Here is a 24,520-nt window from a genome sequence, read left to right on the forward strand (position 1 = left end):
CCATGCCGGGCACCACCGCCTTCTGGCGCGACCCGGCGCTACCCCACGTGGAGAGCCGGCGCGCCTGCCACAGCCGCGCGTGCTACAAGCCGCACAGCCATCCCACGTTTTCCATCGGCGCCGTCGATTCGGGCGGCAGCATCTTTACGGGCAGCAAAGAGGGCAAGGTGGCTCTTGGCAATGGCACCCTGGTGCTGGTGCCGGCCGGCTGCGTGCACGCCTGCAATCCCCTGCCTGACGCCGTCTGGAGCTACCAGATGCTGCATCTCGATGCGCAGTGGCTGCAAATCCACGTGCCGCGGCTGGATGCAAGCAGCGCCAGCGTACTGCACGAACCTGTCCTGTATGCGCAGTTCTGTGCCATGAATGCGCTGCTGTTCTCGCCCGCAGCCGCGGCCGCCAAGCAAGAGGCCCTGCTGGCCTTGCTACACGCCTGTGCCGATGCCGGCGGGGCAATCCCCCTCCCTCGCACGCTGCCCGCATCCCGATGCAACTGCGCCCGGTAGTGCAGCAGCTGCAGTCTCAACCGCTGGCCAGCCTGGCGCAACTGGCCGAAATGGCCGGCATGAGCCGCTACCAGCTGATCCGCGCCTTCCGTGCCGCCACCGGCATGACGCCGCATGCGTACCAGCTGAATCTGGGCGTCAACCGCGCGCGCAGCGACTTGCAGGCGGGCAACGCCCTGGCCGACATCGCCTGCGCGCTGGGGTTTGCCGACCAGAGCCACCTGCAGCGCGTCTTCAAGGCGCATGTCGGCATCACGCCGGGACGCTATCGCGGCTGAAGTGCCTGCAATTTTCTTCAATACAGACCGGAGCGTCCCCCCGCATACTCGCGCATCGCCATTGCCGGAGTCGCGTTTCATGCAGGATTTTCTCCTTATCGCCGCCGCCCACTTCCTCGCGCTGCTGTCGCCGGGGCCCGATTTTTTCCTCGTCGCCCGCAGCGCGCTGGCGCACGGCTGGCGCGGCGCCATGCCAGCGTGCATCGGCATCGCACTGGCCAATGGCGTGTTCATCGTGGCGGCGTTTGGCGGCGTCGCCGTGCTGCATCCGGGCAGTCCCCTGTTTATCGCCGTGCAATTGGCGGGCTGCGCTTATCTGCTGTACCTGGGCGGCCTATTCCTGCGCCATGCGGGCACCACGACGCTGACGGCAGCGCCGGCCGCCACGCCCGGCAAGGCGCACTGGCGCAACGGCCTGGGCATGGGTTTCCTGTCTGCCATCCTGAATCCGAAGAATGCGCTGTTCTACGTGAGTCTGGCGTCCGTCGTCGCCAGCCGGCAAACGGGCAGCGGCTCGGTCGTGCTGTATGGCGTGTGGATGGTGTGTGCGGTGCTGGCGTGGGACATGGCGGTGGCGCTGGCCATCGGCAATGGCGCGCTGCGGCAGCGCTTCGCGCGCGCCCTGCCGAGCCTGGAGCGGCTGTCGGGCGTGATGCTGATCGTGCTGGCGGTGCTGCTGCTGGTAAATGTCGCCAGCAGCAGTGTCTGACGGATCAGGCCGGCAGCGGATCCAGGTAAAACACGGCATACACTTTCAGCGGCGTGGTTTCCGTCGCTTTTTCCGAACGCACGACGGAGCAGTCGTCGGCGGCCAGACTGCGCCAGTTCTGGATGCCGGCCTTGGCGAACATCGCGTGCGCGGGGGCATTCGCGGCCAGATCCAGCACCAGGCAGGCGTTGCGCGGGCCGGCGCCGTAGTTGACGGCGCGGATCTCGATGCCGAAGGTTGTCATCCACGGTTCCCACAAGCCCTTTTCCTTGCCGGCCGCCATGCGCTCGAGCATGTCGCCAAAGCTCAAGCCTTTCTTGACGGTGCTGCGCAAGGCGGCCAGCGACGGCGCCAGGCGGGGATCGGGCTGCTTGTTGCCGGCGCGGATCTCGGCGATCGCCTTCAATTCCTTGATGATGGCTGCGTCGCGCTCCGTGTAGTCGCGCATGCGCGCGTAAAACTCGGCGTCGAGGAAGGGATTGACGGTCAGTTTGGCGACGCCCTCTTCGCGGCGTTTCGGGGAAGGCGTGTTGGTTTTGGTCATGGCGGTAGAGGGCAAGAGAAACGATGAGGGGCGCCAGTTTAACATCATGGCGCGTCGGCGGCGGCGTTAGCGCCGCTTTAATGTTGCGCCTGGCGGGTGCGGGGCGGCCACTACGGCGCGCGCACCGGGCCGCATGAAGCCACACCGCGGCCCGAACAGGAAGACGGCGCCGGCATACAGTCCCGCCAGGGGGAAGCGCACCTCCCTGAGCAACTGGTGGAAAAGGGCGATCGACTGCGCGCGGGTGACGGGCATCTCGGCGCGCCACTGGCACAGCACGTCATGCACGAGGCTGGCATGGTAGGTGGCGGGCAAGCCCAGGTGCTGCGCGCCATCGGGCGTGCCCACATAAAACAGGCCGAGCACGCTGATACAGGGCGAACAGCCATCCCAGGCATAACCGGCACGGATGCGGATCGCCGATTCGCGTATCGTCACCCACTCGTTTTCAAATTCAATGCCTTCGAGTAGCGGCGAGCAATAACCATAGTCACTGCCCAGTGCATAGCGCCAGGCGTTGCCGGGCATGCCGAAATTCTTCGGCATCAGCGGCCTCCCTGCTGTGCATGCTTTTCCGTCGTCTGCATGGCGTTGTCTTGATTAATATCAATATCAAGATTTAAACATACTCTGGCAAAAGAAGGGCAACAAGTGGCAGGCTCAGGCGCGCGGCGGCGCCGTCGACTCGCGCACCACCAGCTCGGGCTTCAGTCGCACGTCGATCACCGGGGAGTCGGGCGAGGCGATGGTTTGCAGGATCAGCCGGGCCGCTTCCGTGCCGATGCCGTGGTGGCGGATGCGGATGGTGCTCAAAGGCGGACGGATCATATCCATATAGGGCATGTCGTTGTGGCCCACCACGGAAATATCTTCGGGACAGCTCAAGCCCAGTTCGCGGATGGCGTCGTAGCAGCCGAGGGCCACCAGGTCGCTGCCCGTCACCACGGCCGTCGTTTGCGGCGACTGGCGCAGCAGTTCCAGCAGGGCCGCCTTGCCGCATTCGCGCGAATAGCCGCTGCTTTCAAAGACGAACGCTTGCGAGGGGTCGAGTTCGCTGGCCTGAATGGCGGCCAGGAAACCGAGACGGCGCACGTGGCCCGTGGACAGGTTTTCCGGGCCGGCAATGTGCGCGATATGGCGGTGACCGAGCGCCAGCAAGTGTTCCACGGCCAGGCGCATGCCGACCACGTCGTCGCTGACGACGCAGGAAGCGACGCCCGTCTCGTCGCTGCGGTTGACGGTGACGACGGGCACATTCTGGTCGATGCACATCTTGATGACGGGATCGTCGCGCCGTGCGGTAGCCAAAATCAGGCCATCGACCTGCTGCCCCAGCAGGCGGTTGATGACGAACAGCTGCTCTTCCTCGTCGGCGCCCACATTGGCGACGATGGCCAGGTAGCCATGCTTGCGCAAGCCCTCTTCGATGCCCAGCAAAATCGGCGGGAAAACAGCGTTGGTGATGTCGGGCAAGACCACGCCGATGATGCGCGACTTGCGCGTGACGAGGGTCGAGGCGGCGCGGTTCGGCCGGTAGCCTAGGCGGCCCGCTTCGGCCAGCACGCGCGCGGCCACCTCGGCGCTGACCATTTGCCGCGTTGCCGGGTTCATCACGCGCGACACGGTGGAAAAGTGCACGCCGCTGGCCCGCGCAACGTCGCTTAAGGTGGGGTTCTTGTTTGTCATGGGCTTCCCGGATCGCAATACTGTGATTTTATCGTAAAAATTCCCCATTTCGTCAAAAACCGAGCAAACGCTTGCATTGAAATAAAGCCGTTGCCCAAAGCGGTTTTGGTACGCTTAAGTACATTCCAGCCTTGACAGCGTGCAAACGCTTGCATACCATGGCTCGGACTTACCACTCGGGCCTGGTTGCCCCTCCCAGAATTCCTATGTCTACTTCGCACAGCAAGCATGCCGAACAGAACGGCGAAACCTTCAACCTGAAAGAAGCCGCCCTCGCCTATCACGCACAACCCCGCGCAGGCAAGATTTCCGTCACGCCCACCAAACCGCTGGGCGACGCCCGCGCCCTGACCCTGGCGTACTCGCCGGGCGTGGCCTTCGCCTGCGAAGCCATCGTGGAAGATCCGCGCACGGCCGGCACCTACACGTCGCGCAGCAACCTGGTGGCCGTGATCACCAATGGCACGGCCGTACTGGGCCTGGGCGATATCGGCCCGCTGGCCAGCAAACCGGTGATGGAAGGCAAAGCTTGCCTGTTCAAGCAGTTCGCCGATGTCGATGTGTTCGACATCGAGCTGGCCGAGAACGACCCCGATCTGTTCATCGACACCGTGGTGCGCATGGAGCCGACCTTCGGCGGCATCAACCTGGAAGACATCAAGGCGCCCGACTGCTTCTACATCGAACAGCAATTGCGCAAGCGCATGAACATTCCCGTCTTCCACGACGACCAGCACGGCACCGCCATCATCGTCGCGGCCGGCATCCTGAACGGCCTGGAGCTGGTGGGCAAGGATATCGGCAATGTGAAAGTGGCCGTCTCGGGCGCCGGCGCGGCCTCGATCGCCTGCCTGGACTTGCTCGTCTCGCTGGGCCTGAACAAGTCGCTGCTGAAAGTGTGCGACAGCCAGGGCGTGATCTACCCGGGCCGCGATGCCAGCATGGAAGAGAACAAGGCGCGCTACGCGAACGATACGAGCGACCGTGATCTGGCCGACGCCATGGTCGGCGCCGACATCTTCATCGGCGTCTCGAAGGGCGGCGTGGTCAGCGCACAGATGGTCGAATCGATGGCTGCCAAGCCTTTGATCTTCGCCCTGGCCAATCCGCATCCGGAAATTGCCCCGGAAAAAGTGCACGCCGTGCGCGACGACGCCATCGTGGCCACGGGCCGCTCGGATTATCCGAACCAGATCAACAATGTGCTGTGCTTCCCGTACATCTTCCGCGGCGCGCTCGACGTGGGCGCCACCACCATCAATGAAGAGATGAAGCTGGCCTGCGTGCGCGCCATTGCCGCGCTGGCCAAGGAGCCGTTGCCAGGCCACGAGAGCAGCGCCCTGACGCCGTTGCAACTGATCCCGTCACCGTTCGACGAGCGTCTGCGCAACTGGGTCGCGCCTGCCGTATCCCAAGCGGCCATCGCCACCGGCGTTGCGACGCGCGTGCCGGCTACCGCCTGATGCGCAAGGCAAGACCCGCCTTGCCTTGACAAAATTACAGCAAGTTACCATTGCTTACAAAAAAACCATGGTTCAAAACCATGGTTTTTTCGTTTATACCCTTGGGCTTGGCGAATTGATTTCAAAAAAGCAATTTTTACGTCGGCGTTTTTGCATGAACCTTCGATTACAATGACGCCTACTTTATGTTGCTACAGTTGCCATAATGGCGACGACGTGCGTTACCAAGGATATTCATGCTCGGCTTGACCTCTGTTTGTGTTTTTCTCTTTTCGGCATTGGCGTTGCCTGTCACCAGCGGATATTCCCTTGGCGCGCTGGTTCTTCTGCTGGCCAGCAGCTGGTTGCTATGGAAACGTCCCCGCCTGAACCTGCAACGCCAGGATTATCTAATGCTGGGCACGCTGTTGCTGTATTTCTGTATTTTCACGGCCAACATGCTGTACCACGCAGATCCTGCCCGCGAACTCGACATTCCATTGCGGGCACTGCTGGCCATACCCGTCCTGTTGTTGCTCATTGCGTATCCGCCACGGCCGGAGGCTTGGTGGGCAGGCTTAGCCGTCGGCGCCATTGCTGGCACAGCATTGGCGATGTGGCAATTTTTTATTCAGGATATGCCGCGCCCTCTCGCAGCAACCAGTAACGCGATTCACTATGGCAATATCAGCATCTTGCTGGGTATGTTGGCCATGTGCGGGCTCGACTGGGCCAGCATGCAAGCTCACCGCTGGTTATGGAGAGCCGTCATGCTATTGGGCTGCTTGGCAGGCATCGTCGGCTCCATCATCAGCGGCAGTCGCGGCGGCTGGATCGCCTTGCCCGTCTGCCTGATTTTCTTCGTCGTACATCACAGCAAAAAGCATGGCAAACGCTATCTGATGATGGGACTGTTGGCCCTGGCGGGCCTGTCCATCGTGGCCTACGTTTTGCCCCACTCGACGGTAAAAGAGCGCATTACTCTTGGCATTTCCAACATTCACACATTTGAGGACCGCGGGGAAGTTGATACCTCCATCGGGCAACGTCTCGAAATGTGGCGCACCGCGATCGATATGTCCCAGCAACGCCCCTGGACAGGCTTGGGTCGCAACGGTTACATGGAACAAAAATCGATGTTGGTGGCGGAAGGTAAGGCAAACATTTCCATACGCAGGCATACCAATGCCCATAACGACTACCTCGATACGATGGTCAAACGCGGCATTATCGGTGTCTTGGCCTTGTTGGCGCTCTTCCTTGTACCGTTGGCACTGTTTGCACGCTCCCTGCGCCAGAGTTCCCCCGCTGCCCAGCCCTATGCACTGGCCGGCGTGGTGCTATGCACTTGCTACCTGATTTTTGGCCTTACGACGAGCTCGCTCACCCTGAATATCGGCATCATCATGCTGGTCTTCCCGATGGTGATATTGTGGGCCCTGTTGCGCCAGCAAGAGCGCACCGCTTGAGCTCGTTTTTCGCCTGACCGTTTTTGCTGTCCCCTGCAAGGAATCATACCGATGCTCACGCCCGACCTGAAGCGCCTTACCGCGCTGCACGCGCCCTATAAGAAACACCTGGCCCTGGCCCTGCTGGCGATGGTCGTCACGGCGGGCACGGAACCGCTGCTGCCGTATGCGCTCAAGCTGCTGCTCGACAATGGTTTTGGCGGCAAAGTGCGTTTTTCCTTCTGGCTGGTGCCGCTGATCGTCATCGGCATCTTTGCCATCCGCGGCGCGTCGACGTTTGCCAGCAGCTACCTGATGAGCTATGTCTCCACGCGCATCCTCAACGAATTGCGGCGCCGGATGTTTGCCAGCATGCTGAACTTGCCCATCGACTTCTACAACACGCACACGGTGGGCAAGGTCATCAACTCCATCATGTTCGAGGTGCAGCAGATCATCGAGATGGTGACCAAGGTGTTTACCTCGATCGTGCGCTCCTCGCTGACCGTGCTGGGCTTGCTGGCATGGCTGCTGTACCTGAACTGGGCACTGACCCTGGTGACCCTGGTGCTGCTGCCCGTGCTGACCATCGTCGTGCGCACCACGGGCAAGCGCCTGAAAAAACTCAACCGCGACTCGCTGGCCGTCAATGCCGAGCTGACCCAGGTCATCGAAGAAACCACGCGCGCGCAGCAAGTGATCAAGATCTTCGGCGGCCAGGCCTACGAGAAAGCGCGCTTCGAAGAGCGCGCCGAACAATTGCGCCGCTACAGCATGCGCATGACCACGACCTTTTCCGCCACCGTGCCCATCACGCAGGTGATCACGGCCGCCGCCGTGGCCCTGGTCATCGTGATGGCCCTGTTCCAGTCGGAGCAGGGGCAGATCACGGTCGGCGGCTTTGTATCCTTCATCACGGCCATGCTGATGCTGCTGACGCCGTTGAAGCAACTGGCCGAAGTCAACGGTCCCCTGCAACGTGGCATGGCCGCCGCCGAAGAAGTCTTTTTGCTGATCGACAAGACGCCGGAACGCACGGGCGGCAAGGCTCTGGCCGGCCGCAGCAAAGGCCGCATCGAGTTCAAGGACGTGAGCTTTGCCTACCCCGGACATCCGGAACCGGCCCTGCGACACATCGACCTGAACATCGCGCCGGGACAAACGGTCGCCTTTGTCGGCATGTCCGGCGGCGGCAAATCGACCCTGGTCAGCCTGCTGCCCGGCTTTTACTCGGTCAGCAGCGGTGAAATCTTGCTCGATGGACAGAATATCGATGCCGTCGCCTTGACCAGCCTGCGCAGCCAGATCGCCATGGTCAGCCAGCAGGTGGTGCTGTTCGACGATACCCTGGCCGCCAATATCGCGTATGGCGATGCGGCCCCGGACCGGCAGCGCATTGAGGCGGCCGCCGCGGCAGCCTTCCTGTCGGACGTCATCGACGGCTTGCCCGACGGCCTGGAAACGCGCCTGGGCGACAATGGCTCGCGCCTTTCCGGCGGCCAGCGCCAGCGCGTGGCCATTGCCCGCGCGATCTACAAGGATGCGCCCATCCTGATTCTCGATGAAGCCACCTCGGCACTGGATACGGAGGCGGAACGGGCCGTGCAAGCGGCACTGGAACACCTGATGCAAGGAAAAACCACCTTAGTTATTGCTCATCGCCTATCAACAATTGAACGGGCGGACCGTATCGTGGTATTGTCACATGGGAAAATAATGGAAACCGGCAGTCACCAGCAATTATTGGACGCCAACGGCGCCTATGCCAATCTGCACCGCCTGCAATTTTCCCAGCAAGTGGCATGACACCATCCCACCCAGTGGTATGACACCATCGAATGAATACCTGAAATCGTACTGATACATGACGCCCTTGATTCCCGCCGAACTGCTACAAAAGTCGGACAAAATTCTGTTCATCGCCCATCTGGCGCTGGGAGACTTCACCTACCTGCAAAACGGCTTCCGCGCCTTTGCCGCGGCCTACCCGCATATCCAGATCCACCTGTGGGTCGATGAAGTCCGACGCACGTCCGACGCCAAACAATGGGAAAGCTTGCGCACCTATTCGCTGTATGACTGGGTGGAACAGTCGGGCCTGTTTTCCAAGGTGTACCGCAAGACTTACAGCCCCGCGCTGTACGAAGAGTCGCTGCGCGAAGCCAAGGCGGAGCACTATCCTGTCGTCGTGTCTCTGGCCCACGTACGGCCACAGCAATATGCGGACCTCGCCCGGGCCATCAGCCCGCACGGGCTGGTGATCGGCACGCGCAAGCCGTTCAGCCCATTGCGCCCCTGGCATTACCTGGCCTACCGCAAGATCGATGCCGTGCTGGCCTCGTATGCGGGACAGGATGCCGGCGAACACCATATCAGCAGCGTGTATGCGGACTGGTTCCATCAATTGACGGGACTCGACATTCCCGTGGCCGAACGCTATCCCTTCGTGCACATTCCCGAGCACGCATTGCAGCAGGCGCAAGAGCAGCTGGCCGCCTGGGGCTTTGCCCCGCGCCAGGGTCCGCTGGTGCTATTGAACCCGTTTGCCAAGTCGCACAAGCGCGGCTGGCCCCTGGAGCGCATTGCCGAGCTGATCACGCGCATGCAAGCGATGCCGAAATGGCAGCATGCCTGCTTCCTGATCAATGCCATGCCGCAGGAACTGGCCAAGGTGGATGCCGTCGTGCAGGCGCACAACTTGCCGCGCACGCAGGCCTTCAGTGCCGTCGACAACTTTTTCCAACTGCCGGCCATGCTGGCGCAATGCGACTTGATTATTTCGGTGGAAACATCGATCATGCATCTGGCAAACGCCGTGCATGTGCCCGTGGTGGCATTGATGCGCAAGAAGAATCCTGAATGGGCCCCCTTCGACAGCGCCAACAGCACCGTCATCACGGTGGCGCGGCGCAGCGACTGGGTCAAGGCGATTTCAAGCGATCAGGTATTGAAGGCGATCGCCTAGAGAACTCTTCCTCGGCTAGCCGGTGCCCAGCATGCTGATGCGCACCAGGTCGGCCACATTATCGACGCCCAGCTTGTCCATCAGGCGCGCCTTGTGCACTTCCACCGTGCGTACGGAAATACCGAGCGCCGGGGCGATATCGCGGTTGTGCTGGCCCGTCACCACCAACTGCATCACTTCGCGCTCGCGCGGCGTCAAGGCGCGCAGCAAGGCGAGCCCATCCACCTGGCGCTGCAACTGGCCGCGCGCCTGCGCCTCGCGTGAAAATGCTTCATCGATGGCGGCCAGCAGCTTGTCGTGGTCAAATGGTTTTTCCAGGAAATCGCTGGCCTGCGCCTTGAATGCCTGGCGTGCCAGGGCCACGTCGCCGTGCCCCGTGATGATGATGATGGGCAGCATGCATTTGAGCTCCAGCAGGCGGCGCTGCAGGCTCAGGCCATCCATGCCCGACATGCGGATATCGATCAGCAGACAACCGGCCCACTCGGGCCGCCAGCTGTGCAGGAAATCCTCGCCGCAGGAAAACAGCGCCGTGCGGTAGCCGCGTATGCCCAACAGCAAACCCAGCGCATCGCGCACGGCGGGATCGTCGTCCACGATAAACACCGTCAAATTACTTGTCACCATACTCTCCCCTGGCGGCTGCACTGGCGTGCGCCAGAGGCAGGATAAAACGAAACATACCATGCTTGCCCACTTCAGCCCATAGCTGGCCGCCATGGGCTTCGACGATGCTGCGGCTGAGTACCAGCCCCAGCCCCAGGCCGCTGGCCTTGGTCGAGACGAACGGTTCGAACAGGCGCGCGGCCAGGCTGTTGGAAATGCCGGGCCCGCTGTCTTCCACGGACAGGCGCAGCCGCCCGCCCTCGAGCGGCTCGGCCGACACCGTGATGCGGCGCTGGCCGCGCGGCTGGGCCATCACCGCATCCTGTGCATTGGCCAGCAAGTTACGCAATACCAGTTCGATTTGCAGGCGGTCCGCATTGACGGCCAGCGGCGACGGCGGCGCCAGTGCCAGCTCGATGCCATGCTCATGGAACAGCGGCGCGAACTGGCGCGCCAGGCCCTCGATCAAGGCGCTCGCCTGCACCGCCTCGAGCTGCATCGCGCCGGTACGGAAAAAGTCGCGCAGGCGGCGCACCACGTCCGCGGCGCGTCCCGATTCAACGATCATGTGCCCGATGGCGCCCTGCAGCAAGGCGCCGTTCTCGCCCCGTTCCAGCAGGTATTCGCACGCCTTGCCATAGGTCGACAAGGCCGTCAGCGGCTGGTTCAGCTCGTGCGCCAGGGCGGCCGCCATTTCGCCGGCCGCCGCCAGGCGCATCGTGTGCTTCAGTTCGTCGGCCACCTGCCGCATTTCATCGACGACGATGCCGATAAAAAAGCCCACCAGCGCCAGCACGGCGTCGAGCAGTTGCAATTCATAAAACTGGATATCGACGGCATGCGTCCATTTCACCAGGGTGATGATGCATAGCTGCAATACAAACACGGCCAGCACGGCGCCATGCAAGCCCTGGCGCGAGGCGGCCCAGATGACGGGAAGAAACAAAAAATAGAAATGCTTGTATTCGGAACGCACGATGGAACCGAAGACGCTCCACAGCACGAAGCAGGCCAGGGCCAGGTACGCCAGGGTTTCCCAGCGCCAGACGGCGGCATGCAGGCGCTCACGCCCCCGTTCGCTGAACAGCACCCAGATCAGCGGCATCGACACCAGCATGCCGACCGTGTCGCCGATGCCGAAACGCCAGACGGCCGTGCCCCATTCGGCGGACGGTATGCGCCCCGTGAGCGACAGCAATGAAATATAGCCGATTGCATTGAGCGCGGTGCCAAGCAGCACGATGAGAACCCAGGCGCTCAGGCGGCGCCGGTTGTCGAAGATGTCGCTGCTGCTGAAACTGCGGCGCAAGACTACGCCGATACCGCCATAGCCGAGCACCAGCCACGCCGAACAGAGCAAGGTCAGGGGCAGGCCAGCCGGCATGCCGCGCACCAGCACCTCGCCGGCCACCAGGGCGATGAACCATGGCAGCGCCGCCTTGCGGCCGTGGATCAGCCAAAATACCAGACCCAGCGCGGGGTCGGGATTCCACGGGGTGATGTTCAGCCCGTACATCGGGTCAATATACGTGGCCCAGTCAAACAGCAGGTACAGGCCGACAAAGGCGGGATACGGCAGGTAGCGGGACAGGAAGGGGCGCATAACGGTGTTTTTTAAACTGTTCCGCATTATGCATCGCAAGCGTGCGCCACGCCATGCCATCTTGCGTTATAGGCACATGAAATAATTTTCAGGCAATATCGCAAAGCCTGCCAGCGCGGTCAGGCTACGGCCAGGGGCAAGCGCACCTCGACCAGCAAACCCAGGCCACCGTTACCGCTGTGCAACTGAATCGTGCCGCCATGCTGGCGTACGACGGAAGCGACGATGGACAAGCCCAGGCCGCTGCCTGGCTGCGCCTGCTGCGGCGCGCGGAAAAAGCGGTCGAACACGCGGTCATACAGTGCCGGCGCGATGCCCGGTCCCTGATCGGCCACATGCAACACGGCCTGGCCCCGCTCCGCATGCAGCGACACCGTCACGCTGCTGCCGCGCGGACTGTACTTGATGGCGTTTTCCACCAGGTTGTCGATCAGCGACACCAGACTCTCGCGCTGTCCGGGCACGCTGAGCGAGACGCTGGCTTGCAATTCAAGCTCGATATCGCCTGCCTGGGCCAGGCCGGACAGGGCCGCCAGACGATCTTGCAGCAAGGTATCGAGCGCCTGCCGCCGCGGCAATTCGCCCGCACCCGCCTGCACTTCACTGCGCGTCAGCTGCAGCAGCTGGCCCACCAGACGCGCGGCCCGGTTGCCGCTGTTCAAGATACCGTCCAGCAGCTCTTGCTGGCGCGCATCATGTACCTGGCCCTGCAAGGCCTCGACATTGACACGCATGGCCGCCAGCGGCGTGCGCAGCTCATGCGTGGCATCGGCGATGAAGCTGCGTTCGCGCGCAGCGCTGGCATCGACCCGCTGCAGCAGCGCATTGATATTGTCAACCAGTGCCGCCAGTTCGCCATGCGGCGGCTTGAAGGTCAGCGGACGCAAATCCTGCGGCCCGCGCGCCGCCACCTCCTGCGCCAGCTTGCGCCACGGGCGCATGGCAAGGCGGATCGACAGCCAGGCCGGCACCAGCAGGAACGGCAAGCTGATCAGCAACGGCAGCAGGTAGTAACCGCGTGAATTGATGGTGATGAACAATTGCCAGGCGCCTCCCGCTTCCAGCACCGTCACGCGCGTGCCGCCCTCGGCCAGGCTGCGGCTGCGCCAGGCCTGGCCCTTGATGTACACGACTTCCATCTGTTCCGGGCCGGCGCTGCGGATCCCGCTGGGCGCATCGGGCGACTTGTAGACCAGCTTGCCTTCGCGCCAGACCAGGATGCGCGGCGCCAGTTCCGGCACCTGCCCCGTTTCAAACTCCTCGCGCAGGGCTGCGTCGATGGCGCGCAAGCTTTGTTCCTGGCGCTGCGGCTGCTCGGCCAGGTTATCGGCCACGCTGATAATGGCATGCAGGACGCCGCGGCTGACAGTGCTCGCTTCATCCGCGCCCTCGACCAGCACATACGCCACGGCCAGGCTCCACACCATGGTCAGCATCAGCATTTGCGCCATCATCAGGCGGCGTACCAGGGTAGGCTGGCGCAGCATGGCCCAGAAACGCCCCATCATGCGCCGGCACCCGATTGGGTGGATGATTCGCCCTGCTGGTCGATCACATAGCCGACGCCGCGCACGGTACGGATATAGCCTTCGCCTATCTTGCGGCGCAGGTTGCCCATATGCACGTCAAGGGTATTGCTGGCATTGGCCAGCCCGCCGGGCAGGATATGTTCTTCCAGCACGCGGCGCGTGATGACCCGGTTGGCGCGCATCAGCAAGGTCTTCAGCAAGGCATATTCACTGGCCGTAAGCTCCACGGGCCGGCCATGCACGCTGACACGGCGCGTGGGCACCTGCAGCAGCAGGCCGCGCAACTCGATGGTGTCGCCGTCGAAGCCATAGCTGCGGCGCGCCAGGGCGCGCACGCGCGACAGCAGCTCGGCCAGCACGAAGGGCTTCACCAGGTAATCGTCGGCGCCGCCATCGAGGCCCCGCAAGCGCTGTTCCAGCGTGTCGCGGGCGCTGAGGATCAGCACCGGCAAGCGGGCCGCGCGCAGCCGGGCCAGCAAATCGAGGCCATCGCCATCGGGCAAGCCCAGGTCCAGCAGCACCAGTTCGCAACTGTCGTGCTCGATGCTGCGCGCCGCATCCTCCAGGCTGCGCACCCAGACCACTTGCATGCCCTGGTCGCGCAAGGCGATCCGCACGCCGTTGCCCAGGTCCATATCATCTTCAATCAGCAATATCTTCATGGTGGGTATTAAACCACCGCAAGCTGAAGAAAGGGTAAAGAAGCGCTCTTCATGCAATCTTAATAAAAGGCTCATTTTTCCTTCATGGCAAGGACAGATACTACCGGCAGTCAATCGAGCCACTCCGGACTCGGTTCTCATCTGACGGAAAACTCCATGCACGCACCCACAACCCTGCTGACCTCGCTGGCACTTGCCAGCGGCATGATCCTCAACCCGCTGGCCGCCGCGGCGGCCGAACCGCCGGCGGAAAATGTCTTCACCATCGGCGGCGGCGTCGCCGCCGTCTCCAGCTATTCCGGCGCCGACAAGCTGTCGGCCTCGCCGCTGATCATCCTCGATTACGCCATGGCCAATGGCCTGTTCTTCAGCACGTCGCGCGGCATCGGCTATGGCGGCCAGGCAGGCCCCTTCAGCTACAGCGCCGCACTGGGCTACCGCGGCAACCGCGAAGACCACAAGCGCACGGGCGCCAACGGCTGGGGCGGCAGCGATTACCTGAAGGGCATGGGCGAAGTCAAGGGCAACGCCAGCGCCCTGCTCAGTGCCGGTTATTCGCCTTTGCCGGGCCTGTCGCTGAGCGTCACGAGCGACATTCCCCTGTCGAACCGCGAAAATGGCGCGAACGTGCATTTCGGCGCCACAGGACAGATCTACGGCCGGGCCGATGCCAAGGGCGTGCAGCAAGACAGCGTGACCATCGGCGGCCAGCTGGGCTGGGGCGAGCGCAAGTACGTGCAGACCATGTATGGCGTGACGGCCACCCAGGCCGCCAATACCTCGTTCAAGCAATACACGCCCAAGGGCGGTTTCTATGAAGCGCAAGCCACCGTCAACTGGGAACACCGCTTCGATGCACGCTGGGGCATCAATACGCTGATCGGCGTCGAGAGCCGTCTGGGCGACGCGGCCAAGAGCCCCATCGTGCAGCGCAAGACATCGCCGATCGGCGCCGTGTATGTCACTTACCGCTATTAACAACACGCGAACATAAGGGAAACCCGTACGCTGTTTCGCCAATTTACAGCGGATACGGGCATGGATAAGATTACACGGTTTTTCCACCACGGCCATCTTTTCCATGCATGCATCGCGCCTTGCCCCGCAACGCACCCGCGCCCCGGACAGCGCCGAGGGCGCCTGCGGCAAGCCGGGCCAGGATACCTTGCTGCTGCTCTTGCCCGTCAAGCGCGCCAGCGACATCATCTACGGTGCGCGCTACGCCAGGCGCCTGCAGGAATGGGGCATCAAAGTATGCGTCAGCCTGTTGCACGTGACACCGGCGCCGCGACGCTGCGCCGATGGCCTGCCGCGGCACAGCGCCAACGAATGCGATGCCCTTGACCTGGCCACGCAGCACATGATGCACGAGGCGGGACTCTACCTGAGCCGCTCTCATATCGATTTCAGCACCCACATTTTCGCCGGCGAGCCGCTGTTTACGATCCTCGATACGGCTGAGCTATTGGGTTGCCACGAAGTCGTCTTGCCAGCACACAAGCAAGGCGGCTGGCCGCGCCGGTTTTCAGGCGGACTGGCCGGCAAGCTGGCGCGGGGCAGCCGCGGCACCACCATCCTGCTGGCAAACCACGAGGGCGTCAGCAGCCCTGTACCCGTCTGAGCCGGAACGGCTTCGACGCTCCTCCTTTATCATGGACATGCGCACGATGATGCCAACTATTACCCTGTCTGACGGCTTGATGGCGATGCCGAGCGGCATGCGCCGCTGGCGTGAACTGCTCAAGCTGCATCTGCGCGCCCGCGTGCAACAGCGCCAAACCCGACTATGGCTGCAACTGCTGAACTCGCATCCGGTGTTTCATGATCTGGTACATGCCTATCCGCACATGATCCACAAGGTCTACCGGCCTTACCTGAGCCTGACCTTGAATTGCCACCAGCGCGTGGAATTGCTGGCCGAACACTACCATTTCATCTTGCAGCAAGGCTGGGGCAAGCTGATGGCTCAAGCGGCGCACGGGCCCGTACGCCTGGGCACAGTGGCGGGCAAGTCGGGCGCGTCCTACCACCTGCAACTATGTTCGCTACATCCGATGGACCGCGAAGGCGAGATGGTGCTGCAACTGGTGGATGACGACGACGTCCTCTATTCGATCGCCTTTTCCTTCTTCGGCAGCCAGTTGCGCGCCACCCTGGGCATGCGCATCGGCTGCCTGCAAGGCCCGAAGGGCGAGGAAAGCGCACACCGCGTGCGCGAGGCAACGCGCGACTTGCACGGCATGCGTCCCAAGACCCTGATGGTGCGCCTGGTGCGCCAACTGGGGTACGAACATGGCTGCCGCAAGATGCTTCTTGTCGGCAATATCAACCGCGCCGTACACCACTCCGCCAAGAAAGGCCGTTTGTTCGCCGACTACAATGCGCTATGGCAAGAACTGGGTGCGCAAGTGCGCCAGGATGGCGATTTTGAGTTAGCGTGCGAAAACCTGCCCTTGCCGGCGCTGCAAGACATTCCTTCCAAAAAACGCTCGGAAGCACGCAAGCGCCACGAATTGACGCTGGCCATGATCGCCAGCCTGCGCAGCGGCCTCGACGCCCATCGCAGCCCGATGCAAGCCGCCACGGCAGGTGCTGCGGCCGCCGCCAGCGAGGCGCGGAAAGCGGCCATGCTCGATGACGACGACTACGCTTCCGTTGTCGCCTGAGCGCCGCCCCCACCTGCGGCACACGCTACAACCCGTGCGCGGCGCAATCCTGTTACGCTAGCGCTATCGGTACGCATTACGGTGCGCCGGTTCCCCCAACGCTTACTAGGAGGCATTCATGCGCGTAGACATCTACCGCCGGGCCGAGCACGACGGCATTTTTTCCTACCTCGCCGTGCCGGAAGGAAAACTCATTCCGGAAGAAGTGACCAATACCGACTGGCAGCTCGAAGTACGCGCCAGCGAAGTGGCCGACGATGCCCAGATATTGCCGGACTACCATATCGAACAGCCGCACCAGCAGATCGCCGCCAAGGGCTATGCGATCACGGGCCTGAAAGACATGTAAACGTAAAAAAAGCCAAACCAGCATGTCTGCGGTTTGGCTTTGTTGTCTGCGCCGGGCGGTGCCGGTCAGTATTCGACCGCCACCTCTTGCGCACCCAGCATCTGCTCCAGCGCCATCTGCAATTCATCCGATGGCGCCACTTTCCACTCGTCGCCAAACTGCAGCACGCAGCTGACGCCTTGCGGGCTGACCCGCGCGGCGATCGGCAAGCCCGTCTCGGCCCGGTGCGGCATGATCACGTCTCGGATGCGCTTGGCGTCCAGGGTGGCCGGCAAGGTCAGGCCCAGCTGGCGCCCATATTGCACGCGCGCGGCGATGATGTCGAAAGCGCTCTCGGCCGTGATCCGCAAGCCGCCCGAAAAACGGTCTTCCGATACCTTGCCCACGACGGCCAGGAATTCATCTTCCTTGAAGATTTTCCGGTTGGCGTCGAACAGTTCGCCATACACCGTCACTTCCACCGTGCCGCTCTTGTCATCGAGCGTGACGATGAGGATCTTGCCGCGCTGCGTCATCTGCGTGCGCAAGCCCGTGATGACGCCGGCCATCATGCGCGGCTCGCGCGACGGCGACAGTTCCGACAATTTCGTGCGCGCGAAACGGCGCGCCTCGGGCGCATACGAATCGAACAGGTGGCCGGACAGGTAGAAGCCCAGCGCGATCTTTTCTTCCGTCAGGCGCTGTTTATCTGTCCACACGGGCACCTTGACGTACTCGGGCGGCGCCACCATGTCGCTGTCGTCGCCGCCGAACAGGCTCACCTGGTTGGCCGCCTTGGCCGCCTGGTCGGCGCATTCCATGGCGAACGCCACGGATGCGAGCAGAATGGCGCGGTCGACCTTCAGGCAGTCGAACGCGCCGCTGCGGATCAGCGACTCGATGGTGCGGCGGTTGATCTGTTTTTTATCCACGCGCTTGCAGAAATCGAACAGGCTCGTGAATGGCCCGCCCGCCTCGCGCGCGGCGATGATGGCTTCGATGGCATTCTGGCCCGAGCCCTTCACGGCGCCCAGGCCGTAACGGATCTGCGTGACTTTCTTGCCGCTCACGGACGGCGGCGCGCCGCTCGGCGTGAAGCGGTAGTCCGATTCGTTGATATCGGGCGGCAACAAGGTCAGCTTGCAGATTTCCAGCGAGTCTTCCACCAGGATCTTGATCTTGTCCGTGTCGTCCATGGCCAGCGACAAGTTGGCGGCCATGAAGGCGGCCGTGTGGTGCGCCTTCAGATACGCCGTGTGGTACGACAGCAGGGCGTAGGCGGCGGCGTGCGATTTATTGAAACCGTAGCCGGCGAACTTTTCCATCAAATCGAAGATCTCGTCGGCCTTTTCCGCCGTCAAGCCGTCTTTCGCCGCACCGGCGCGGAAGATCTCGCGGTGCTCGGCCATCTCTTCGGCCTTCTTCTTGCCCATGGCGCGCCGCAGCATGTCGGCGCCGCCCAGCGAGTAGCCGCCGACGATCTGCGCCATCTGCATCACCTGCTCCTGATACACCATGATGCCGTAGGTTTCGGACAGAATCGATTCCGTGCGCGGATCGGGATAATCGAAACGTTCGCCGTGCTTGCGCTTGCAAAAATCCGGAATCAGGTCCATCGGGCCCGGACGGTACAGCGCCACGAGCGCGATAATGTCTTCAAAACGGTCGGGACGCGCGTCTTTCAGCATGCCCTGCATGCCGCGCGACTCGAGCTGGAACACGGCCACGGTCTTGGCCTTGGTCAGCAAGTCGTACGACGGCTTGTCGTTCAGCGGCAAGGTCGCCAGGTCGAAGTTCGCCTGCGCGGGATCGAGCTGCTTGATGTAGCGCACGGCGCGGTCGAGGATGGTCAGTGTGGTCAGACCCAAGAAGTCGAACTTCACGAGGCCGACGGCCTCCACGTCATCCTTGTCGTACTGCGACACGACGCCCGAATCGCCGCCCTGCGTGTACAGCGGACAGAAGTCCGTCAGCTTGCCCGGGGCGATCAGCACGCCCCCCGCGTGCATGCCGATATTGCGCGTGATGCCTTCGACCTGCTGCGCCAGGTCCAGCAGCTGCTTGACCTCTTCCTCGTTTTCCAGGCGCTCCTTGAGCAGCGGCTCTTCCTCGATGGCATCGGCGATCGACACGGGTTTACCGGGCTTGAACGGAATCAGCTTCGAGATGCCGTCGCAGAAGTTGTAGCCGAAATCCATCACGCGGCCCACGTCGCGGATCGCGCCCTTGGCCGCCATGGTACCGAAGGTGGCGATCTGCGAGACTGCCTCCTTGCCGTACAAATCCTTGACGTGCTGGATGACTCTGTCGCGCCCTTCCTGGCAAAAGTCGATATCGAAGTCGGGCATCGAGACGCGTTCGGGATTCAGGAAGCGCTCGAACAGCAGGTTGTATTGCAATGGATCAAGGTCGGTAATGAGCAGCGAATACGCCACCAGCGAACCGGCGCCCGAACCGCGGCCCGGACCGACGGGCACGCCGTTTTCCTTGGCCCACTGGATAAACTCGGCCACGATGAGGAAGTAGCCGGGGAACTTCATGTTGCAAATCGTGTCTGTCTCGAATTTCAAACGCGATTCGTAGCGCGGACGCTCCTTTTCGCGGCGCTCCGGGTCCGGATACAGCTGGATCAAACGCTTTTCCAGGCCGGCCTGCGATTCGGCCACGAGGAACTGGTCGATCGTCATGCCTGGCGGCGTGGGGAAGTTCGGCAATTGCGGCTTGCCCAGGGTCAAGGTCAGATTGCAGCGCTTGGCGATTTCCACGGAATTGGCCAGCGCGGCCGGGAGGTCGGCGAACAATTCCGCCATGTCGGCCTGCGACAGGAAGCGCTGGCTGTCATTGAAGCGTTTCACCCGCTTGGCGTTGGCCAGCATTTCACCTTCGGCGATACAGGTGCGGGCTTCGTGGGCAATGAATTCCTCAGGAGAAATAAATTGCACGGGATGCGTGGCCACCACGGGCAAGCCCAGCTTGGCCGCCAGCGCCACCGCATGGCGTACCTGCGCTTCCTGGTTGGCCTGGCCGCCGCGCTGGATTTCGATATAGAAATGGCCGGGGAAAATCTCGGCCCAGCGCTGCGCATTGCGTTCGGCCAGGGCCAGGTTGCCGTTCTCGATGGCGATACCGACGTCGCCGAAATGCGCGCCCGACAGCACGATCAGGCCATTGGCCGCGCTTTCGCCCGGGTACAGGTCGTAGGTATTCGTCGCCAGCGCTTGCAGCCACTCGATGCGCAGCTCGGCGCGGCCCTTGTACTGGTTCGTCAGCCAGGCCGTCGACAGCAGTTCGCACAGCTGCAGATAGCCCATGCGGTTCTTCGCCAGCAACAGCAGGCGCGACGGTTTTTCGCGGTTGTCGTCATTCGTGATCCACACGTCGACGCCAACGATGGGCTTGATGCCCTTGCCGCGCGCTTCCTTGTAGAACTTGACCATGCCAAACAGGTTCGACAGGTCGGTGACGGCCAGCGCCACCTGCTTGTCCTTTGCCGCCGCCTTGACCACGTCGTCGATGCGCACGAGGCCGTCGACGATCGAATACTCCGAGTGCACGCGCAAGTGGACGAAAGCCGGACCGGGCTGCATCGCTTGCTGTGAACCTGCCGGAGCGCCGGCCTCTTGCATTACCATTTCCATCCTGTGTACCGTTTCGTGCAAAATTCAATGGGGTCTATTCTACCGCGTCGCGCGTACGGACCGGGTATCCCGCCTGGCCTGTCGGGCTTATAATATCGGCTGTTCAGTCTAAGCCGATCGCCATCATGCAAGCCATCACCCCAGCAACACCCGCCGTTTCCGCCGCCGCCAGCCAGCCCGCCGCCACGTTTGTCAATATCGCCGCGTATAAATTCATCACGCTGGACGATACGGAAGCCATGCGTCCCTTGTATCAGGAGCAATGCCTGGCGCTGGGCCTGAAAGGCACGATCCTGCTGACGCCCGAAGGCATCAACATGTTCCTGTCGGGCACGCGCGAGCATATCGACAGCTTCCTCGCCTGGGTGCGCAGCGATGAGCGTCTGGCGGACCTGGAATGGAAGGAAAGCTTGTCGAATGAGCAATCGCACAAGCGCATGCTGGTCAAGCTGAAAAAGGAAATCATCACCATGCGCATGCCGCTGATCAAGCCGGAACTGGGCCGCGCCCCGTCCGTCGACGCGCATACGCTCAAGCGCTGGTTAGATGCCGGCGTCGACGACGCGGGCAAACCTGTGGTCATGATGGAGACGCGCAACGCGTTTGAAGTGGACGTGGGCACGTTCAACAACACGCTCGATTACCGCATCGACAAGTTCACGGAATTTCCGGCCGTCGCCGCCGCCCACAAGGACGAACTGGAAGGCAAGACCGTCGTCACCTTCTGCACGGGCGGCATCCGCTGCGAAAAGGCCGCCATCCACATGAAGGAAATCGGCTACGACAGCGTGTACCAGCTCGACGGCGGCATTCTGAAATATTTTGAAGAAGTGGGCGGCGAGCACTACACGGGCGACTGCTTCGTGTTCGACTACCGCACGGCCCTGAACCCGAAACTGGAACCGACGGAAACCGTGCAATGTTTTGTGTGCCGCGCCGTCGTTACGCCGCGCCAGCAACTGGCGCCGGAATATGTGTATGAGGTGTCTTGCCCGCATTGCTTTGGCAAGAATAGCGCATAAACCTGCAAGAGGCAGATGCCATTTCATTTGGCTCGGTCCTCGACCACAGGGGTAACACGCTTCATTCCCGCAATGTGCAGTCCCGCTGGATAGCGTGCTGCACGACGCGGTCGTGGCGCTGATCAAGCACGCATCGCAAGGGAAACTGCGCGGCCTATCTGTAACGGCACTCATGCCAGCAGCACGTCCCCCCATTTCACACCAGTAAAGAAACGGGAACCAAGACGCAGTTGCATTGCGAATTGCACCGCCATCACTCACGATGCACGGCTGACCACCGGCGGTCGTGCCGCCTATCGGGCCTTCATCAGGAAAGCCAGCATCCGCCATCAAGGCACCAAGCTGCAGTTCGGCATTCGCGCGCAAGACCCCGATCACGTATGTCAATGCGTATAACAGCCGCCTGCACGAAATATTTGCATAGATTTCCCCTCATCGTCATGCCAGATTTGTCACTCTGCTTAGTTAGCGTTGAATACCCGGCGCCGGGCGTATTCAATCGCAGGAAGCTTTATTGAAGATAGTGCCGACAGAATTTCCACATTTGACGATGGCATTGTCCTTATTATTACCTATAATATAAAAACAATAGAATTGCATGCACCAAAGACTATGGTGGATTGCATATCGAGAAAATAACTATCAAGGTATAGGACTTCTTGCCGATCCTGAAAACTTTTCTGTTTTGCGGCGAACTGCTGGCGCATGCCACTGCCAAACGTCTCCGGGAGCGTTTCCCAAACAGTATTATCATCAATACTTATGGTCCGACAAAGGCGACCGTCGCGAGTACCTGGATCGTCGGTGATGACGCCTTGCTGGCTGAACACAATCCCTTGCCTGTTGGGTACAGCAAACCAGGCGGCTACATTTTTCTTGATACCCAGAATGGAGAACTATGCATCGCAAGCAATCATGTCATGAGGAGGGGGGTACTTGAACAACCCTCGATTGAACGCCGAAAAACTCTTCGAACATCGTGATCATCGCGCCTTCCGCAATGGCGATCTGGGCGAGATTGACGCCAGTGGTCTGGTATTTTGCCGTGGACGTATCGACGATCAAATAAAGTTTAATGGATTCCGCATAGAATTGTCCGATATCGACCATGCCCTACAGCGCCTGGATGGGATCGCAAGTGCCGCCGCCGTGGCGCTACGTCGGCCCGATGGTACGGTAGGGCGCTTGCTAGGTTTCCTTGTGAGAGACAATGGATTGCCGGACAAAGAGATACTCGATGCTTACAAAAAGAAGTTGAACCAGATGCTCCCCAGTTACATGGTGCCATCCTAACTGATCGTCACGACATCGCTTCCGGTATCGATTAATCGCAAGATAGATCGGCAAGTGCTTGCCGAAAGTTACAGAAATAAAAACCTTGTGCAGTAACGCAGGCGTTGAAATTTTCCAAATACGTCAAGTTTCCATCCCGTGCGTTTGGAATTCGGAATCAAACTCGAATGTATATTCCATCGAGCACAGGGTGAAAGCAATACTGCTGGTATCGGAAATGCTCCCGCCGCACCTACGCCAGCGGCCCACGACAAGCATGATTCCTATCACGGATGCTACAGTCATCTCCCGGTGAGGACGTGAAAAATCGTTATTCGCTTGGTAGCTCACCAAAAGATATCGCAGTTCGGAATCAGGCCTGCTTCAAGCGCAGTGTAAAACGATTGCCGATTATTTTTCTCTTTAATAAAGAACTGAGCCGGACTTCAAGAAGTTCGTAGCTTATCCAGGCAAGAGCAATTGAAGTTGCGGTAACTAGCATGGTAAAAGGGAAATCGTAGGTATATTTCTCAATCTCTGTTCCCCGGGTAAGAAAATATGCGGGAGCAATCACCAAGGGATGGACCAGATACAAAGAAAAAGATATCTTACCCAGCCATAACAATGGCGCTGGTATGGCTATCTCCTGCTCCTTGTTCAACAAGGCAAGAAATACAAATGTTAGTGCAAGAGGACCGCTCCAGAACTGAAAGCCAAAATGTCTCGGCATCCCACCAAGAATATTCCAGGTGGCGATACACATGGCAAGCATCAGCGCCATGTACAGGGCCTGTATGTTGCGTATACGCAGGCGTGAGATATAGACCAGTCCGATAACGACTCCGGCAACAAAGTCCCAAATAATCGGCGAGGTAATCAGGTTTAAATAACCTGGCCGAAAGTCATGATATGCGGTGACATCAAAAAAATGATACCAGGGATTTATCAGGAAAAGCGGAGCAATCAGCGTTACTCCTATCCAGGAAAAAAAAGCCAGCCATCGATACCTGCCAAAGAAGAGCGAACCACCCAATATGAAATAGAAATACATCTCGTAGTTCATCGTCCAGCCGACATGCAACACCGCGCCACCGAAATAGGGTGCGCCAGCCGCGTAATCCAGAGGTAAAAATAGCATCGAACGCAGAATCCCTACCGCCGTCCAGGCATGTAATTCCCAATCGGCAATCAGGCTGGCATTCATGTGTTTTCGCACAATCACTTCTGTCAGGCAAAATAAAAGCGTGATGACGAAATACGTAGGCCAAATCCTGAAAAAACGATTGATCCAGAAGCGGAAAGTATTCTCCAGGGAAGGTTCCTTGTTTTGCGTGGAAAGCACCATGACAAAACCGCTCAGCATGAAAAATAAATCCACGGCGGCAGGTCCGGACGCGAAGAACCATTGTGATGTGGCATTATTAGGTCCGACAGGTACATGCGACGTAGTATGGTAAATTGCGACAACAATAGCAGCCAGGCCGCGTAGTGCCTGGATAAATGGTATCTGGATCTGGTCCGTAGATTTCATCGTGACAATGGAGAGTAAAGGTTATGCAGATCAGCCCCATAGCGTGAGGGCTGACAACGCGGCGGCAACGTCCGGCTACCGCGTG

At 60.9% G+C, this 24,520-nt stretch carries 22 protein-coding genes and 1 pseudogene; 14 read left to right on the plus strand and 9 right to left on the minus strand.

Translation table 11 applies throughout. The annotated features are described in order from the left end of the window. Positions 1–2: 2 nt before the first annotated feature. The 3 genes from D9M09_RS29795 to D9M09_RS21760 all read left to right on the plus strand — a co-directional run bounded on the left by D9M09_RS29795 (position 3) and on the right by D9M09_RS21760 (position 1,493). Positions 3–506, plus strand: coding sequence for an AraC family ligand binding domain-containing protein (locus tag D9M09_RS29795; RefSeq protein ID WP_240453439.1), 504 nt, complete (start codon positions 3–5; stop codon positions 504–506). Further along, on the plus strand, positions 488–784 hold the full coding sequence (locus D9M09_RS29800; protein ID WP_240453440.1) for a helix-turn-helix transcriptional regulator: 297 nt from the start codon (positions 488–490) through the stop codon (positions 782–784). The genes D9M09_RS29795 and D9M09_RS29800 overlap by 19 nt, the downstream gene beginning before the upstream one ends. Positions 785–863: 79 nt before the next feature. Then, positions 864–1,493 (plus strand): LysE family translocator, encoded by a 630-nt coding sequence (locus D9M09_RS21760; protein WP_121671193.1) that lies wholly within the window; start codon positions 864–866, stop codon positions 1,491–1,493. Between the two features lie 4 nt (positions 1,494–1,497). On the opposite strand, the gene D9M09_RS21765 is transcribed toward D9M09_RS21760, so the two are convergent. The 3 genes from D9M09_RS21765 to D9M09_RS21775 all read right to left on the minus strand — a co-directional run bounded on the left by D9M09_RS21765 (position 1,498) and on the right by D9M09_RS21775 (position 3,723). Continuing rightward, on the minus strand, positions 1,498–2,037 hold the full coding sequence (locus D9M09_RS21765; RefSeq protein ID WP_230502344.1) for a hypothetical protein: 540 nt from the start codon (positions 2,035–2,037) through the stop codon (positions 1,498–1,500). Between the two features lie 66 nt (positions 2,038–2,103). Continuing rightward, a complete protein-coding gene (locus D9M09_RS21770; RefSeq protein WP_205602287.1) occupies positions 2,104–2,583 on the minus strand; it encodes a hypothetical protein in 480 nt (159 codons plus the stop codon). A 114-nt stretch (positions 2,584–2,697) separates the two neighbouring features. Continuing rightward, positions 2,698–3,723, minus strand: coding sequence for a LacI family DNA-binding transcriptional regulator (locus D9M09_RS21775; protein WP_070224387.1), 1,026 nt, complete (start codon positions 3,721–3,723; stop codon positions 2,698–2,700). A gap of 206 nt (positions 3,724–3,929) precedes the next feature. On the opposite strand from D9M09_RS21775, the pseudogene D9M09_RS21780 reads away from it, so the two are divergent. The 4 genes and pseudogenes from D9M09_RS21780 to D9M09_RS21795 all read left to right on the plus strand — a co-directional run. Continuing rightward, positions 3,930–5,168, plus strand: a pseudogene (locus D9M09_RS21780) (malic enzyme-like NAD(P)-binding protein); the annotation flags it as partial. 254 nt (positions 5,169–5,422) lie between these two features. Further along, complete coding sequence (locus tag D9M09_RS21785; protein WP_070224385.1) at positions 5,423–6,634, plus strand: O-antigen ligase family protein; 1,212 nt, start codon at positions 5,423–5,425, stop codon at positions 6,632–6,634. A 51-nt stretch (positions 6,635–6,685) separates the two neighbouring features. Then, the gene (gene msbA / locus D9M09_RS21790; protein WP_121670357.1) at positions 6,686–8,419 is read left to right on the plus strand and encodes a lipid A export permease/ATP-binding protein MsbA; all 1,734 of its coding nucleotides are present in this window, start codon (positions 6,686–6,688) and stop codon (positions 8,417–8,419) included. Between the two features lie 58 nt (positions 8,420–8,477). After that, a complete protein-coding gene (locus D9M09_RS21795; protein WP_070224383.1) occupies positions 8,478–9,578 on the plus strand; it encodes a glycosyltransferase family 9 protein in 1,101 nt (366 codons plus the stop codon). Positions 9,579–9,593: 15 nt separating this feature from the next. Here the strand turns inward: D9M09_RS21795 and D9M09_RS21800 are convergent, their stop codons facing one another. The 4 genes from D9M09_RS21800 to D9M09_RS21815 form a co-directional block, all read right to left on the minus strand. Next, positions 9,594–10,205, minus strand: coding sequence for a response regulator transcription factor (locus tag D9M09_RS21800; RefSeq protein ID WP_121670358.1), 612 nt, complete (start codon positions 10,203–10,205; stop codon positions 9,594–9,596). Beyond that, positions 10,192–11,787 (minus strand): ATP-binding protein, encoded by a 1,596-nt coding sequence (locus D9M09_RS21805; RefSeq protein WP_070310518.1) that lies wholly within the window; start codon positions 11,785–11,787, stop codon positions 10,192–10,194. The genes D9M09_RS21800 and D9M09_RS21805 overlap by 14 nt, the downstream gene beginning before the upstream one ends. Positions 11,788–11,906: 119 nt before the next feature. Beyond that, positions 11,907–13,295, minus strand: coding sequence for a sensor histidine kinase (locus D9M09_RS21810; protein WP_121670359.1), 1,389 nt, complete (start codon positions 13,293–13,295; stop codon positions 11,907–11,909). Then, positions 13,292–13,978: a response regulator gene (locus tag D9M09_RS21815; RefSeq protein ID WP_070310519.1), complete on the minus strand. Its 687-nt coding sequence runs from the start codon at positions 13,976–13,978 to the stop codon at positions 13,292–13,294. The genes D9M09_RS21810 and D9M09_RS21815 overlap by 4 nt, the downstream gene beginning before the upstream one ends. Positions 13,979–14,134: 156 nt before the next feature. Between D9M09_RS21815 and D9M09_RS21820 the strand changes: the two genes are divergently transcribed. The 4 genes from D9M09_RS21820 (at position 14,135) to D9M09_RS21835 (ending at position 16,993) form a co-directional block, all read left to right on the plus strand. Beyond that, positions 14,135–14,956: a MipA/OmpV family protein gene (locus D9M09_RS21820; protein ID WP_162995765.1), complete on the plus strand. Its 822-nt coding sequence runs from the start codon at positions 14,135–14,137 to the stop codon at positions 14,954–14,956. A gap of 103 nt (positions 14,957–15,059) precedes the next feature. Further along, positions 15,060–15,599, plus strand: a complete 540-nt coding sequence (locus D9M09_RS21825) for a universal stress protein (RefSeq protein ID WP_121670361.1) — start codon at positions 15,060–15,062, stop codon at positions 15,597–15,599. 46 nt (positions 15,600–15,645) lie between these two features. Further along, entirely contained in the window at positions 15,646–16,644 is a 999-nt protein-coding gene (locus tag D9M09_RS21830; protein ID WP_162995766.1) for a VirK/YbjX family protein, read from the plus strand. Between the two features lie 118 nt (positions 16,645–16,762). Continuing rightward, a complete protein-coding gene (locus D9M09_RS21835) occupies positions 16,763–16,993 on the plus strand; it encodes a DUF6139 family protein (RefSeq protein ID WP_070224376.1) in 231 nt (76 codons plus the stop codon). A 65-nt stretch (positions 16,994–17,058) separates the two neighbouring features. Here the strand turns inward: D9M09_RS21835 and dnaE are convergent, their stop codons facing one another. Continuing rightward, complete coding sequence (gene dnaE / locus D9M09_RS21840; protein ID WP_230502684.1) at positions 17,059–20,598, minus strand: DNA polymerase III subunit alpha; 3,540 nt, start codon at positions 20,596–20,598, stop codon at positions 17,059–17,061. 137 nt (positions 20,599–20,735) lie between these two features. On the opposite strand from dnaE, the gene D9M09_RS21845 reads away from it, so the two are divergent. The 3 genes from D9M09_RS21845 to D9M09_RS30010 all read left to right on the plus strand — a co-directional run bounded on the left by D9M09_RS21845 (position 20,736) and on the right by D9M09_RS30010 (position 22,925). Beyond that, positions 20,736–21,632 (plus strand): sulfurtransferase, encoded by an 897-nt coding sequence (locus D9M09_RS21845; protein ID WP_121670363.1) that lies wholly within the window; start codon positions 20,736–20,738, stop codon positions 21,630–21,632. A gap of 659 nt (positions 21,633–22,291) precedes the next feature. After that, the gene (locus D9M09_RS30005; protein ID WP_071650280.1) at positions 22,292–22,615 is read left to right on the plus strand and encodes an AMP-binding protein; all 324 of its coding nucleotides are present in this window, start codon (positions 22,292–22,294) and stop codon (positions 22,613–22,615) included. Next, positions 22,569–22,925: an AMP-binding protein gene (locus D9M09_RS30010; RefSeq protein ID WP_071650279.1), complete on the plus strand. Its 357-nt coding sequence runs from the start codon at positions 22,569–22,571 to the stop codon at positions 22,923–22,925. The genes D9M09_RS30005 and D9M09_RS30010 overlap by 47 nt, the downstream gene beginning before the upstream one ends. A gap of 352 nt (positions 22,926–23,277) precedes the next feature. Here the strand turns inward: D9M09_RS30010 and D9M09_RS21860 are convergent, their stop codons facing one another. Further along, positions 23,278–24,435 (minus strand): acyltransferase family protein, encoded by a 1,158-nt coding sequence (locus tag D9M09_RS21860; protein ID WP_070308414.1) that lies wholly within the window; start codon positions 24,433–24,435, stop codon positions 23,278–23,280. Positions 24,436–24,520: the final 85 nt, after the last annotated feature.

Origin of the sequence: Janthinobacterium agaricidamnosum, assembly GCF_003667705.1 — a bacterium.
Classification (GTDB): Bacteria; Pseudomonadota; Gammaproteobacteria; order Burkholderiales; family Burkholderiaceae_D; genus Janthinobacterium.